The following is a 14,699-nucleotide window of genomic DNA, read 5'->3' as shown; positions in this document are numbered from 1 at the left end:
GTAGACGAACTTAGTTGCCCAGAGCGTTGATCTGCTCCAGAACGCCGTCCGGCCATGATCCAGCGAATTCGCTTTCTAGATACATTGACTGTACCTGATCGCGGAACGCCGCGAGGTCGGGTTCGTAGACCTCCATGCCCTGTTCTTTGAGGAAGCTGACAAGGTCCTCTTCTTTCTGAAGCTGCTTCTGGCGGCCGGATTCAGCCGCAGCATCCGCAGCTTCTTGAATCTTAGCCTGCTGTTCCGGTGTCAGCCCGTCCCAAACCTCTTTGCCGATGGCAATATAGTTCAAGTCGACCAAATGCGATGTCAGGATGATCTGATTGGTCACTTCGTAGAATTTGGCATCAACCACAGTCGGCAACGGGTTGTCCTGACCGTCAACGGCACCGGTGGACAGAGCTGTGTAAACCTCTGAGAACGCCATTGGTGTCGGGGCGGCACCCAGCGCTTTGCCAAGGAACTGCCACGCATCTGTGCCCGGCATCCGCAGGTTCACACCCTCCAGATCAGCCGGAGTGCTGACGGTCAGTTCATCCTTGGGTTGGCGCAGGTTCACCTGACGACGGCCCAGATACATGACCGACAGCAGTTTGACACCCAGCTCTTCTTCGGCTTTTTGCTTGAAGGCATCCATCAAGGGATCATTGAAGACAGCCACCTGATGCGCGGCGTCCTGGTGGACATAGCCTGCGGTAAAGATCGAAAACTCGGGGAAGAACTGTGCTAGTTCCTGCGCCGAGGTAATCGACATTTCCAGGTTACCCCGGCTTATGGCATCCAGCTCAGTACCCTGAGCGAAAATGGTGCCGTTATAGCTGGGCTCATAACTTGCGAAATCAGCGACCATGGGCGCGAAAACCTCGGCCATAGCGATCGAGCGCTGGTCGGTCTCCGATCCTGATGTGGCGAGGCGAAGTTGCACTTTGTCTTCCGCCAACGCACCGCTTGTTGCGCTAAACAGAACACCGGTTGCAACCAGGGCTGATACAGCAGCCCGGCGGGTAAGTTTGGTAATCACTTTGCTCCTCCCTGAGACATCATGATGCATTATTCCGATTCTGAGTTTTGACCTATTTTGGACATTTTGCAAGATTTTTTACAAAATATCAGATATTTTTCATTACCTGCAATCTCTGCTGCTGCGTTTCCTGAAGGCCTCTTATCCTAACAGTCTCGCCAGCCCTGCAGGAATTCTGAATAGCTTCAATAACTTGAAGCGTTCTAAAACCTTCCCATCCAGACACAATCGGATCTGCTTCGTGCCGAGCTACTTCAACAAAGTGCCTAAGCTGATTGACCAGGGGGTCAGACGCACCCTTCTTCAGCGCGGTTGATGAGATTGGCGTCCACCAGTCCCTTTGCTCACTCTGGTAACTCCACAATCGAAGATCGGGAACGGACAACGAACCATGAGAGCCACCTATCATGTAGCTACTCTCAGTGGTTGAAGGATAGATTGGATATTCCTGAGACGTCATCTCCCAGCTCCATGGAGCAACGATGCTGTCGGACACACTTATGGTCCCTATCGCTCCGCTTTCGAACGTCAACAGAGCACCGGCAACATCTTCGTTGTCGTAGCCCCGCTGCGATGCAGCCGACTGAGCCTGAACGGTCACGACTTCTCCGGCCAAATACCGCAGAAGATCGACGTCGTGGACCAGATTGACTGAGATGGGCCCTGCACCTGGTTTCTTTCGCCAGGGCGCAGCATCAAAATACTCGTCTGGCTTATAGAACCAGCAATTCGCATGGACAGCGCGCACATCGCCAATCTTCCCACCGACAATGGCTTCCTTAGCCGACCGGATCAGAGGATTGTGTCGACGATGATGTCCGACCATCAGTGGCACATTGGCCTTCTCCGCTGCTTGAACAAGCTCAAGTGCAGCGGTGGCTTCCACGGCGATCGGTTTTTCGACAAGAAGGGGACAACCACGTCGAACACACGTGAGGCCTTGTTCAACATGAAGCGTGGTCGGGGTCGCAAGAACAGCTCCGTCCGGCGTCTGATTTGCAAACATTTCCTCGAGGGTTTCGTAACATGCGACCCCATGCTCAACGGCGTAAGCACGACCTTCATCGCTGGGGTCGACCACCGCGACGAGATCAACATGGCGCAACGCTCGTATAGCGTCTGCGTGGCGGCGTCCAACAAGGCCAATGCCGACAATGGCAATGCGAAAGTTCTTAGACACTTTGCTTCCTTCCGGAGGGTCCGGAAAATCCCGAAACCGATGATTGCGATCGGGCTGCTTTGCCCAACTTGGCCACGACCGTATTGCGGTTTTCGCGATTCCGCAATAATGTATGATATTTTTATTTTTACCATACATCAGTTTGGATTGCTGATGTCTCTGAAAAATGCTAATTGAACGAGGAAACTGATAATATCGGGTGAAACGCATGGCGAAACAGCCGTCTACGATAGGTGCAAGCACCTATCAGCGCATCAAGCGGGATATCATCTTCGGGGAGCTGCAACCCGGCTCCAAACTGAAGCTGGACGCCTTAAAGGAACGCTACTCGGCAAGCCTTTCGACACTTCGTGAAACGCTAAACAGGCTCGCCAGCGACGGATTTGTCGAAGCTCCCGAGCAACGGGGTTTCCTGGTCACGCCGGTTTCCCGAGAAGACCTGACCGAGATTTCAGAGCTGCGCGTTCTGTTGGAATGCCACGCGTTGGAATTGTCCATTGCGAATGGCGACACGGACTGGGAAGGCAACCTCGTTGCCGCACACCACAAACTGCACCTGATGGAGCAGCAGCTTCTCAAGGGCGACGAGTCCGAGAAAGAAACCTGGAAACGATATGATTGGGAGTTTCACCAAGCGATGATCGCGGCCTGCAATTCCAAGAACCTTCTGTCTCTGCACTCGATCATCTACGACAAATATCTGCGGTATCAGATGCTCGTGCTGACCTATCGCGGCGAAGAGGCCGTCAAGGAGCACAAGGGCATGTTCGATGCCGCGCTGGCCAGAGACGCCGACACGGCGAAGAGGCTGTTGGAAGATCACATTCGAAATGGCCTCCAGCATACCTTGGAGGCTATGTAGGACATTCCCCTTGCCGCAAAAGCGACGGCCTTCAACGCAGGGCACCGCGGTAAAGGCCAACTTCTATTGATCGAATTCGCCAGTCAGGGTACCGCCACGACAATTTACCTTTAGGCTTACCTCTCGAAGGTCGCGGCACCCGTATTTTACAGAGTGTTAATATGTGGGGTTTGTGTCCAAGACGGACCTCCGCTACCAAACACCCCACTTTAGGTTCTTGGTTCGAGACGAAGGCGCTTACGCGTCCCTTACTCGAAGTAGGCCGCCAGTATGCTGCGGCCCCGTTTGACCGGGGACGTCTCTTCGATGCCGTCCGCGACCCCCCTGAAGGCAAGCTCCACCAGATCGGTCAAAAGCTGTTTCTTGTTGCCGGCGTGATGGGTGACGGCCATTGGGGTGACGCCCAGCTGTTCGGCCAGCACACGAAAAGACAGCCCGTCAACGCCGCCTTTCTGAACGATTGGCAGCACCGTTTTCACTACCGCTTGCTTTGACAATTGTTACGACGCCTTTATCGGTCGTCCAACGGACGCAACCTTGGTCACCGTTTCACCTTGTATTCAAGGTCCACCAGCCCGGACGGGAAGGCGGTCGTGGACACCAGCTCCAGATCGAAGTCCGTATCATTGGCTCCAAAGATGCGAATGCCGTCGCCAAGAAGGATCGGAACAATTGATATTTTCATGTCCTCGATAAGCCCCGCCAGGATAAACGATCGAATTACCGCGCCGCCATCGACATACGCCCGTTTCAACCCGTGTTTCTCCAACAATGTCAGCAGGGATTTGGGCGCAAGTGTCGAAACCTCAACCTTGCCGCGCAGATCCTCCTGAATGTCTTCGTCAGTTATTGTGCGGCTCATCACGATGCAAGGCATAGTGTATGGCCACTCCCCGAATCCCAAAACAGTGCGAAACGATCCCGACCCCATGACGATCACGTCCATCCGGCCCTGAAACTCTGCAAAGCCGTGAAATTCGTTTTGTGTCGCTTGTTTATTCAGCCAGTCAAGCGCGTGGTCGGGTCTTGCAACAATTCCATCGAGGCTCATGGCCATCATGATGTGCCCGGTTGTCATATCGGTGTCTTCGTGATTCTTAATTTAAACGGCGTACAAATATTGAGTCGATGATGTTCGGGCCAAACGTCGTCAGGATTGGTTGGTCAGCCATTCCGAGAATGCGGCCACGGCGTCCGTTGCACCAGTGCCGTTCGGCTGAACCAGAAAGTATCCGTAGTCGGGTAGTTCAATATCAGACAACCGGTAAAGCAGTTGCGCCTCCAGGTCGGCGGACACAAGGTCGTCCATCAAGGCAATCCCCTGCCCGTCGATAACAGCCTGCACTCGAACATTGGGGTCAGGGACGATCAACACATCTTGACGCGTCTGCTGGGGCAGACCTGCGGCGATGAGCCAATCGGACCAGGCATTGCTGTCGTCCCGGTCTCTGAGCAATGTGAGCTGTGATATCGCCACGCCCATTCCCAACGCCTCAACTTTTCGCGCCACAGAAGAGTTCCCGACGGGATAGGGCGGCAATGCCATGAAGGGAGTCACCACGCCTTCCATCCAATCTCCATTCCCCCACCTGATCGCCAGATCAACATGCTGCATTTCTTGCTCAGAAAACTGGATCATCGGCTGAATGCGCAACTGCACATCCGGGTGACGCTGCATAAAGGTCATCAGACGTGGGGACAGCCATCGCGCCGCGAAATAGGTCGACACTCCAACAATCAGGGATCGCGATACGCGCCCCTTCATCTCTAGAATGTCAGCTTCGATTTCCTGATAACGGGTCTGGCAAGCCGCCAGAAGCTTCAACCCTTCATCCGTTAGGGTAACACCGCGTGTCGTGCGGCGGAACAGGGCCATCCCCAGATCAGCTTCAAGCGTCTTGATCTGATAGCTAATCGCACCCTTGGTCATGTTCAGCGCTGCGGCAGCGTCTGAGAAACTGGAATGCCGGGCAATCTCGGCAAACAACCTGAGCAGGTCATGATGATGAAAGTGACTACGCATATCCAAAACGTACAAAAATATTGAACGCATCGGCCAGAAAATTTCGATTTCCAACGGCGTAGCAAAAGCCAATCATTTCAGGGAACAAATGAATCGGAGTTTCGCGTTTGGGTGCTTTGAACGCCACTACAGACACCTCGAAATCGGCAGCGCGCCGCAGACGCTCCCGTCTTGATCGACCGTCATATGTTGACACGGTGTCCGCAGACGCTCCATTCACGACGCGGAAGATACCTACATACGAGTTACTGGCCGATGCAGCACTGGCGCGGATCGAAGATCAGGCGGACTGGATTCTGAGCAAGATCGGGATCGATTTTCGAGGCGACCAAGCAGCGTTAGAGATGTTTGCCGAGTCAGGCGCTCACGTCGAAGGTGAGCGCGTTCGGTTTGACCCGGGGCATGCACGCGACCTTTGCGCAACAGCACCGTCCGAGTTCAAATTGCATAGTCGGGATTCCGCCAGAACCGTGACCCTTGGTGGCGACAATATTGTTCTGATGCCGGGTTACGGGTCTCCCTTTGTTAGCGATCTGAGCAATGGAAGGCGATACGCGACGCTCGAAGACTTCCACAACTTTGTAAAACTTACATACAGTTCCCCTGCCCTGCATCATTCCGGCGGCACGGTGGTCGAACCAACAGATGTGCCCGTGAACAAACGGCATCTGGACATGATTTTTGCCCACCTGACCCTGACCACCAAACCTTTTATGGGGTCCGTCACCGCGCCAGAACGCGCACAGGACAGCATCGACATGGCGCGACTGGTCTTTGGACACGACTTCATGAACCGCAACGCGGTGATGCAGGCCAATATCAACGTCAACTCTCCGCTGGTGTTCGATGACACCATGTCCTCCGCGCTCCGCATCTATGCCAAAGCAAACCAGTGCGTGTGCGTCTCTCCGGCGATTTTCGCTGGGGCCATGGGGCCGCTCTCACCCGCGGCAGTGGCAGCCCAAACGCTGGCCGAAGCCATGGTCGGCATCGCCCTGACACAGCTTGTCCGCCCCGGGTGTCCGGTGGTCATGGGGTCGTTTCATTCCAGCATGAACCTCCGCACGGGTGCGCTGACCTTCGGATCGGCAGAAGCGAACATGGTCACCATGGCGCTGTCGCAACTGGGGCGCAGGCTCCGCGTTCCGGTGCGCTCTGGCGGTGGACAGATCACTGCGTCCAATGCCCCGGACGGACAAGCGATGCAGGACAGTACGGGGGCCATGTGGTCCACCCTTCTGTCCGGCGCGCATCAGGTCTGGCATGCGGCGGGCTGGCTCGAAGGTGGATTGGTCATGTCCTACGAGAAGTTCATCATGGACGTAGATCACTGCGGCGCGATGCTGAAACTGTTGCAGGGTTTTGACACGGACGATGAAGCCTTTGGCCGCGATGCCTATCTCGAAACCGGCCCGGGCGAAAATTTCCTCTCCACCAGCCACACGCTGCGCCACTACAGGACGGCGAATTTTGAACCGCAAATCCCGGATGCCGGCCCTTTCGAGACCTGGACGGAGAACGGCCCGCTCACGTCAGACCAACGCGCCACGACGCGGTGGCGCCAGATGTTGGACGACTATCAACAGCCCGACATGAACCCCAGCACAAAAGCAACGCTTGAAGACTTCGTGTCTGAACGCAAAGCACGGATGCCGGACGAATGGTACTAGAAAGGAAGACCCATGACCGAAGAACTTAGCCGCACATCCGCCCTTGCATCGCGCCACACCGCGCTTGGCTCCGGGTTGGAGGACTGGAACGGCATGGGTACGGCCTGGAACTATAACTCCGATCCCAATGATGAGCACAATGCGGTCCGAGAACGGGCCGGTATGTTCGACATGTCTCCCCTGAAGAAAGTGTTCGTTCGAGGCCTCGATGCCCAGGTGGTGCTGGATCATCTGACCACGCGCGATCTGACCAAAGTCGGACCGGGCAAGGCTGTCTACCTGTGCGTTCTGAACGATGACGGCGGGATCGCCGACGATGCGATCGTGTCGAACAATGGTGGCAACGAATGGATGATCGTGCACGGCTCCGGCGATACCATAGCGCTGCTGGAAGCCTCGGCGGCAGGGCGTGACGTTCAGATCGACTTTACCGACGATCTGCATGACCTTTCAGTGCAGGGGCCTGCTTCTCTGGAGATCCTGAATGCCCACACAGATATCGACCTGACCGAACTGGCTTATTTCGAACACGCGCCTGCGAAACTATTTGGCCATCCCTGCCGCATCTCGCGCACGGGTTACTCCGGCGAACGCGGCTACGAGATTTTCGCGGAAGGGACAGTGATAACGGGTATCTGGGACAAGCTCGTGCAGGAGGACGTCATGCCATGTTCCTTTACTGCTCTGGACAAGGTGCGTATCGAAGCCGGGCTGTTGTTTTACGGCTATGACATGACCGCAGAGAATACCCCACGGGAGGTCGGCCTCGGCTTCACCGCCAGCACAACCAAGGCCGATTATCGCGGAAAAGCGGCCGTCGTGGCGGCAAAAGGGGCCGAAAAAGTAAACAATGTGTGCCTGGATATAAATCACCCCGACATTGTGGCCGGTGGTGAAACGCTGTCACTGGACGGTGAACCTGTCGGCGTAATCAACAGCCCCTGCTACTCACACCGGATGGGTAAATCCCTTGCCCTTGCGCATGTTGTTCCAGGGCTGGCCGTTAGAACGACGCTGGCCGTGTCAGGCGATGGCCTGAACACGCAAGCAACCATCGCAGCTAACCCCATCTACGATCCAAAGAAACTTCGCACCCACGAATAGTGGGGTCGTTGCCAGTTGCTGTAGAGCGCGGCCCAGAGCCGACATTCGCCATCTTCCGGAATTCACTGGTTGGCTTCTCAAGAGCAGCCATTCGAGAAGAGCGCAGCATTTTTTCTATAACTGCTCGGCGCGGCGATGCTGCAATCCTTTGCTTTGCGCCCAATGACCAATTCAGCTCGAAGCTTGAGGGAGTATTCAGCACATTGGACGGTTAAACGGTTTACTCTGTTTTCGCGAAAATCCGCCCCGTCGTTCAATGGCCGTAGTCCGCGGCTACTCAGTCGAAGCGGAGTAACCGCAGATCTCGTTTAACCGATGAAAGACAGCACGTGATCCGTCACTTCACGCGGGGCGTCTTCAGGGCTGTAATGGCCAGCACCCGGCAGGCGCTGAATTTTGCCTTTCGGAAACACCGCCTCGAACAGTGGAAGAAAGTGCTTTGCATGCAGTGTGCGGTCTTCTTCCCCCCAGATCGCGAGTGCTGGTTTCGCACTGATCGCCAGTCGGGCCGCCGCGTCTGGTTCTTCGAACTTATGCGCCCTGGTTGCAAACCCCTTGGCCCATCCAATCGCACCGGCAGCTTCTGCCGGTGTTGGGAATGGCGCCCGATAGGCGTTGAGCCAGGCATCCGTGACGATTGAGGCGTCTTCGAAACCGTTTAGCTTCATTGTGGACAGGATCGTGTAATCAAGCTGGCTCAGAAGCGGTTCCAGAGTACCGTCATTTTGCGCTTTCAGGATCCACTGAAACCAGGGGGCCTCGCCAGCATTCGCAGCCAGCCGGTCAACAAGGTCAACCTGACCGAACGGGGTTGGCCCGTTGACTGAGACGATCCGCTTTATCCGGTCCGGATGGCGGATTGCGAACCCCATACCCACCGGTCCGCCGAAGTCATGCATCACAAGGGTCACGTCGCGCAAGTCGAGGGCAAGAGCGACCGCCTCCAGATTGTCGATATGGTCCTGCAGCCAGTAGGTCCGGTCGCCTGGCGTGGCGCTTTTGCCAAAGCCCATATGGTCAACCGCTACGACCCGATGATGGCGTGACCACGCGGCAATCTGGCGCCGGAAAAGATAGCTCCAGGTGGGTTCGCCATGCAGCAAAAGCAGCGTCTCGGGACCCTCACCGACATCGACATAGTGGGCGGCGTAACCGGCTGCGTCGGTGTACTGTGGAGGAAAAGGCCAAGTGCCGTCAAATGTGGCATTGGCCGGTACTGCAGGTGTCGGGTGGGTCATATTGGGTTCTCCAAAACTCGGGGATGGTCGAAGGCCCGCGCTGAGCGCGCCCACCATGGTCAACTGCAACATGGTGCGGCGTGTGACCTGGCTCTTGTATGCGGATGGATTGCGTATGCTCATAATTGTCCCCCTTTGACGCACATAAGGCATTTGATCTCGGCGTTGAGGCTTCCAGTCCCTTGATCGGCGGTATGCCAGCGACCGTCTAACCGGCGCGCGAATTCTTCGGAGGCCTTGTCAGCGGTTTCTTGGACTGCGCGCTCAATATCGCTCGGCATCAAGCCGATGTCGTGCAAACGAACGCGTTCGAGGCCTTCCAGTGCCTGTCGCGTCTTACGAGTTGTCAGTACGTGAAAGCCGGCAACGACGATACGTTGAAGCAGGCCGAGTTCGACAGGCGCGTCAAACTTGTCTGCCGCAGGCCCGCAATCGACGAGATTTGAAAACAGGTCCTTTTGTCCGTGCGTTGGGCGGTTTTCAGCTCGCGCTTTAGTCATGGGGTCCTCCTTTCAGTTACAAGGAGGAAAGTAATTTGGCGCTTGATTTCTTACCAATTCGAAGAAGGCGTTTTTGTGATCGAATAAATAGATCACTCGGTGGTAAGGCTCAAATTCCGGTTTCCGCGAAAGCCTCGGCGAGCCAGTCAGCAAATAACGACATTGCGCGGGTGAAAGGCCGTCCTTCAGCACTTACCAGCCAATAGCCGAAGTTTTCGTCTACTGCCTCGGGTGTTGCGAGCCAAGTGAGCCTACCTTCACGCACGAGTGTTTCAACAAGTAACTGACGACCGATCGCTACACCTCCGCCATCGATTGCGGCCTGGATCACCACATTATAGTCGCTGAGCTGCATCCGTTTCGCGCCCGCTATATCAATTCCGCGGGGCTCCGCCCAAGACTGCCATTCCTGTTCCTTACGGCTCATGAGTAGCTGTTCGTCAGACAGGTCTGTGAGTGGCAGGGTTCGCTCAGAATGTGCAACGGGGGCAATCTTTTCGACATACAACAGCCGGGCATCCACACCCTTCCACGGACCGGTTCCGAACCTCACGCCCAGATCAGCCTCGTCGCGAGCAAAGCTGACAATCTCGAGTGTCGGGTCCAGTTCAATGTCAATCCCTGGATGCGCATCCGAAAAAGAGGCAAGACGCGACATGAGCCACATTGAGCAGAAGGACGGCAGCGCCGTGACGCGAAGCGTCTCCCGCCCAGCTTCGGCCCGAAGCTCTGCGGTCGCATCCGTGATCGTACGAAATGCGGCATTGATTTCTACGAGATAACGCTCCCCCTCAGGAGTTAGCGAGATGCTGCGGGCATGCCGTGCGAAAAGTGGGGTTCCGAGCATCGTTTCAAGCTGCCGAATGTGATGGCTGACCGTGCTTTGCGAAATCAACAATTCATCCGCGGCCTTTCGAAAACTCAAAAGCCTCGCAACAGCTGAAAAAGCACGAAGCGACAGAAGTGGAGGAAGGTTCGGGCTTGAGCGCAAACAGTTGGCCTCGTATTTCTCGTGGAGAGTACCACAAAGTAGTACAGCGCGTTATGGACAAGTCCGCAAGCCCATGTGAAACTTAGCCGCTATCGCCTACTGCCCATAACGGCCATTCATCTTGTCAGATAGTGGCTTGGTGCAGCTTCACAGAAGCTGCCATTCGCTGCATGGGCGAGATCAAAGCGCTTCCGATGGTAGGTTTTGCGGACTTTGCCACCATTGGCCCGCTTTCACCGGATGACCGCAGACAGCCCAAAGCAGGCTTTCAAATCCCAGCATGGTGACTTCCAATGCGGACAAACTGCCGTTCGCTTCCATCCGCGCAATGCCTGTATCCGACAAGCGATTTTCACTGAGGAAGGGCTCAACTATTTGGGAAACAGCAAGGTAGCTACAAGTCTCATACCCCAACTGTCGGGCCCACTATCGGGGCCGTCTGCCCAATAGCGTACTCCCCCGCCTACGCTGATAAGTTGATCCCCGAGTTGAGTAACTTTGGTGACAACACCGTTGATTGGCACAGACCATTGATCGTTTTCCCAATCGTAGGTGGACTCAGTGTTTAAAGTGAACGTCCACGCGTTCGAATTTGTGTAGGAAATAAATGGCTGTAAGAACGTCTGATTGATGTCTGTATCACCATCAATGTCCCAGATGTGATTTGTCAGGCCACCATATGTCCAAGGACCCTGCTGTTTGAGAGCCACGCCGGTAACTCCAGCACCCCACTCTCCGAGACCTAAGCTGTTATCTGTCGACGTCGGCAGCAGAAAAACGGGTCCAGCCCCCCAGATCCAACCGCCAGCGCTCGGCCTTTTCGGCGAAAGAAAAAGACTTTGGACGGTATCTCCTAGCCCAGTTTCGGATCCGGAACCCGGTAGGCCACGATCTATGGAGGCGATTGGGAGAATTGTTCGGGATATGAGGTTCCAATCGTCCGTAAGATTAAAAGGTACAACCGGCTGTACATTCAATATCCAACGCGAACCGTTTCTGTCGGCACCCAAATTCTGATCATAGTTCAGCTGGAATGGCACACTAATAAGAGCGGCCACTGGGTTAGCAAGTTGCCTTGCTAGTTCTTCTTCCTGGGACTCTGCCCAGGCAGTACAAGAAAGGGCACCAATCCCGGCAATTATGGAGCAGCGTAGCAACCTTACGTTCATAGGCGGTCTCCTTTCAGCCGGCCGTTTTTTCATGGGTGGCTTGCGTTTGAGATCGCCAGGTTGGCAATGACATCAATGGCACACTCAAAGTCCGCCGCCGCCGAACTGTATGAAATTGTCCAGCACGGTTGACTTATAGCCAAAATACTTGGTCGAAACTGGCCTTCAGACTGTCTCCATAAGCGTGTCCGAAAGCACATCCTCGGAGAGCGCCCCCGGTGCGCCTATAGCGACAAGCCTTGTTTCGGGTTTGCGGTCCCCCCAAGCACCATCTCGTGCGATGTCCATACGTTTTCCGACCACCTGAACAAGAATGCGATGATCTGGATCCTCCTCGCTAAAAACAAAACCCTTAAGACGATAAACGTCGCCGGGAAGCTTCCGAATAGCACTCCGGAGGGAAGATAGGCTTACTGGGCGTTCAGCTTTCATCATAGTTGTTGAGAAGCTGTCTGAGTGATCAGTATGATGACAACCACAATCTGGTCCATGTTCATGGTGATCGGGTATTTCCGTTTCGAGTTGTTCGGCGGCAAAGCGACCGACTGAAAGAAGTATGTCCAGAGGGACGTCCGCATTGACAGCTTCGACCAAACGATAGCGACGGAAGCGAGACCCGAGCCAATCGTGCACTTTCTGAACTGTGGCCCTGTCGACAAGATCGACCTTGTTCAGAATTACCATGTCCGAAAATGCAATTTGACGGAGCTTCAGTTCCATTTGTTCCGGCGCGGCAAATAGCTGTTCCGCATCGACAAGACACATGAGGCTGTCTAACCGGATCATGTCCCGGAACCGTTGATCCGTAAACGTCATCGCGATTGACGATGGGTCCGACACGCCACTTGCTTCAAGGACGATGTATTCCGGTTTCTCAGGCCGGGCGAGAACGGCTTCTACCGTTTCGATCAGGTCATCTCGGATCGAGCAGCAAACGCAGCCATTCGCCAGACTCATCACATCATCTTCGAGGCCCACTACGAGATCGGCATCGACGTTGATGGATCCAAAGTCATTCACAAGAACCGCAACCCGCAGCCCGTGATTGCCTGTCAGGATCCGGTTCAGAAGTGTTGTCTTACCGGCTCCGAGAAAGCCGGTAAGGATCGTAACAGGGATTGCGGATGTCGAGCCGAATTCGATCATGTCATCACTCCGCCTTCTTCTTGCGGTTAGGGATGACATCATCGACCTTGATGACGAAATCACTGGGCCATTCTGGATCGGGGGCTCGGAATACATCAGCTGGATAGTATTCCTTGGGGTCGATCTCCATGTCGCGGTACTTCTGGTCCTGCTGTTCGGCACGTGACGACCGCGGCGCAGGCGGCTTGATTTCATCCGGCAACGTGATCTTGCCTTCTGCTTCCATCTTGCCCAATTCGCGGAAGGGGGCGACCGAACCAGATTTTCCGGGAAGCGTCGCCTTACGATACCAGATTGCATCCTTGGTTACGTTGACTACGGCGACGTCCAACCCCCAGGCGAACAGCCCGTCATAATGGGCTCGGATTCCCGCCAGCATTTCGGCATCGATATCTTCGTCTTGCGTATAGTGGGTCACCATTGCAAGCCGTGGGCGCGCCTCAGCCATCATCTTACCAACAGCGTAGTGAGAAGTGTGGTGCGTATCGATTGTGTAGTTGAACAGCTCTTGCGGCAAACCGTATTTGTAGGTCATCAACTGACCGATATCCTGTCCGGACATTTCGGTCACAAACACATCGACGCCTTTGCCGTATTCAAGGCTCAGCTCATCGGGACGACCGTCACCGGTCCAAACAAAGCTCAGGCCGTTCCAGTCCAGCCGATACCCGACGGCACCGTCCTTGGCATGGCTGCGTGGCCAGGAGCGCACTGTGACGCCATCTTCGTCATAAACGATACCGCCTTCCTGACGGAAATCGAATTCATTGACTTCGATCTCGTACCCGTCCCCGATTGGGAAGACGTCGAAAGCTTCGAGATGCCACTTGAGCATCTGTTGCATCCCTTTGACCATTCCGGCTGTGCCAAGCTCGGGGGTCCGACCAGAGGGGCCGTGAATGCGCAGCGGTGTGTACCCACCGGACCAAGCCCGGAATGGATAGATGTAAGGGATGTCGGCGTAGTGATCGACATGTAGATGCGTGATGAAGATGTCGTTGATTAACTGACCCGGGACCTGCATCCCGATAATGTTGCGGACACAGCCTGACCCGAAGTCGAAGAAGAACCGTTTTCCGTTACCCAGTTCGACCATAATACAGGTGCCAGCCTGATCTTCACGGGGAGGAAATGGGGTGGAACCACAGAATGAAATCCGCATTTCGTCGGGCCCGAGGTCCTCGGACAGCGGGAAGTAGTTTGCATTCGAACCTGTCATGTATTTTGTGGGCCGGAAATACTCCGGTAGCGTGATACCGCCCGCGGGCCTGCCGCCGTACGGGTTCTTTAGGCTTTCGCCCAGTGGTCCATCGCCCTGGTGCGCTTGTGCTGCGCCTGTGCCGTAACTAACGGCACCTGTTGCGACCGCGCCCGCTGCAAGTCCTTGCATAACGTGGCGCCGGGAAGGGTTTTCGATTTCGTCAGATTGCTGGTTCGGTTCGTTCTTAAGATCTTTGCCGTTGTCTTCATTTGTCATGGCTATGCCCTCAATTGGAAATGCTGCGAGGATTGCGCTTCACCATCCGGCGAAGCTCGTTCACGAGTTCAGATCTGATGTGGGCCCATTCCGTGCGCTCTGAGGCTGAGATCGATACATCATCCAACAGCTCGGAAACTTTCTTCAGGTCTTCGATAACCTCTTTGAGTAACGCATCCGTTTCGATACGCCCTGACAGCACCTCGGAAAGTTCTGGAATCTCTTCAATCAGGTCCACCGCCACTGGATAAATCCCGGCCCACACTATCTATTCTCACATCGAGATGAGTGAGGTTGACCGCGCCAGCCAAGTGAGTC

The 14,699-nt window shown here is 55.2% G+C and carries 15 protein-coding genes; 3 read left to right on the top strand and 12 right to left on the bottom strand.

Features of this window, described 5'->3' with window-relative positions; genetic code table 11:
- Positions 1-10: 10 nt before the first annotated feature.
- Positions 11-1,021 carry a TRAP transporter substrate-binding protein DctP gene (dctP, locus tag ACR0DT_RS17320; RefSeq protein WP_480711954.1) on the bottom strand — a complete coding sequence of 337 codons (1,011 nt, stop codon included), beginning with the start codon at positions 1,019-1,021 and terminating at the stop codon, positions 11-13.
- Positions 1,022-1,109: 88 nt separating this feature from the next.
- A complete protein-coding gene (locus tag ACR0DT_RS17315; RefSeq protein ID WP_480711953.1) occupies positions 1,110-2,411 on the bottom strand; it encodes a Gfo/Idh/MocA family protein in 1,302 nt (433 codons plus the stop codon).
- Between ACR0DT_RS17315 and ACR0DT_RS17310 the strand changes: the two genes are divergently transcribed.
- A complete protein-coding gene (locus ACR0DT_RS17310) occupies positions 2,410-3,063 on the top strand; it encodes a GntR family transcriptional regulator (RefSeq protein WP_170353340.1) in 654 nt (217 codons plus the stop codon). The two genes, ACR0DT_RS17315 and ACR0DT_RS17310, sit on opposite strands and share 2 nt — an antisense overlap.
- Positions 3,064-3,311: 248 nt before the next feature.
- On the opposite strand, the gene ACR0DT_RS17305 is transcribed toward ACR0DT_RS17310, so the two are convergent.
- The 3 genes from ACR0DT_RS17305 to ACR0DT_RS17295 all read right to left on the bottom strand — a co-directional run bounded on the left by ACR0DT_RS17305 (position 3,312) and on the right by ACR0DT_RS17295 (position 5,086).
- Positions 3,312-3,542, bottom strand: coding sequence for a TetR/AcrR family transcriptional regulator (locus ACR0DT_RS17305; protein WP_480711952.1), 231 nt, complete (start codon positions 3,540-3,542; stop codon positions 3,312-3,314).
- Between the two features lie 62 nt (positions 3,543-3,604).
- Complete coding sequence (locus ACR0DT_RS17300) at positions 3,605-4,141, bottom strand: dihydrofolate reductase family protein (protein WP_480711951.1); 537 nt, start codon at positions 4,139-4,141, stop codon at positions 3,605-3,607.
- A 72-nt stretch (positions 4,142-4,213) separates the two neighbouring features.
- Entirely contained in the window at positions 4,214-5,086 is an 873-nt protein-coding gene (locus ACR0DT_RS17295; RefSeq protein ID WP_480711950.1) for a LysR substrate-binding domain-containing protein, read from the bottom strand.
- Between the two features lie 107 nt (positions 5,087-5,193).
- On the opposite strand from ACR0DT_RS17295, the gene ACR0DT_RS17290 reads away from it, so the two are divergent.
- On the top strand, positions 5,194-6,756 hold the full coding sequence (locus tag ACR0DT_RS17290) for a trimethylamine methyltransferase family protein (protein WP_480711949.1): 1,563 nt from the start codon (positions 5,194-5,196) through the stop codon (positions 6,754-6,756).
- Positions 6,757-6,768: 12 nt separating this feature from the next.
- The gene (locus ACR0DT_RS17285; RefSeq protein WP_480711948.1) at positions 6,769-7,860 is read left to right on the top strand and encodes an aminomethyl transferase family protein; all 1,092 of its coding nucleotides are present in this window, start codon (positions 6,769-6,771) and stop codon (positions 7,858-7,860) included.
- Positions 7,861-8,168: 308 nt separating this feature from the next.
- On the opposite strand, the gene ACR0DT_RS17280 is transcribed toward ACR0DT_RS17285, so the two are convergent.
- The 7 genes from ACR0DT_RS17280 to ACR0DT_RS17250 all read right to left on the bottom strand — a co-directional run bounded on the left by ACR0DT_RS17280 (position 8,169) and on the right by ACR0DT_RS17250 (position 14,625).
- The gene (locus ACR0DT_RS17280) at positions 8,169-9,221 is read right to left on the bottom strand and encodes an alpha/beta fold hydrolase (RefSeq protein ID WP_480711947.1); all 1,053 of its coding nucleotides are present in this window, start codon (positions 9,219-9,221) and stop codon (positions 8,169-8,171) included.
- A complete protein-coding gene (locus tag ACR0DT_RS17275) occupies positions 9,218-9,598 on the bottom strand; it encodes a hypothetical protein (RefSeq protein WP_480711946.1) in 381 nt (126 codons plus the stop codon). The genes ACR0DT_RS17280 and ACR0DT_RS17275 overlap by 4 nt, the downstream gene beginning before the upstream one ends.
- Before the next feature lie 109 nt (positions 9,599-9,707).
- Positions 9,708-10,589 (bottom strand): LysR substrate-binding domain-containing protein, encoded by an 882-nt coding sequence (locus ACR0DT_RS17270; protein WP_480711945.1) that lies wholly within the window; start codon positions 10,587-10,589, stop codon positions 9,708-9,710.
- A gap of 371 nt (positions 10,590-10,960) precedes the next feature.
- On the bottom strand, positions 10,961-11,758 hold the full coding sequence (locus ACR0DT_RS17265; RefSeq protein ID WP_480711944.1) for a transporter family protein: 798 nt from the start codon (positions 11,756-11,758) through the stop codon (positions 10,961-10,963).
- A 165-nt stretch (positions 11,759-11,923) separates the two neighbouring features.
- Positions 11,924-12,904: a CobW family GTP-binding protein gene (locus ACR0DT_RS17260; RefSeq protein WP_480711943.1), complete on the bottom strand. Its 981-nt coding sequence runs from the start codon at positions 12,902-12,904 to the stop codon at positions 11,924-11,926.
- Positions 12,905-12,908: 4 nt separating this feature from the next.
- A complete protein-coding gene (gene gntH, locus ACR0DT_RS17255; RefSeq protein ID WP_480711942.1) occupies positions 12,909-14,381 on the bottom strand; it encodes a guanitoxin biosynthesis MBL fold metallo-hydrolase GntH in 1,473 nt (490 codons plus the stop codon).
- A 10-nt stretch (positions 14,382-14,391) separates the two neighbouring features.
- Positions 14,392-14,625, bottom strand: coding sequence for a hypothetical protein (locus ACR0DT_RS17250; protein WP_480711941.1), 234 nt, complete (start codon positions 14,623-14,625; stop codon positions 14,392-14,394).
- Positions 14,626-14,699 lie beyond the last annotated feature (74 nt).

It is taken from the genome of Ruegeria sp. BI11 (genome assembly GCF_056538005.1).
Note: the sequence above shows the minus strand (reverse complement) of the source record. Positions and strands in the feature narration are given on the sequence as shown.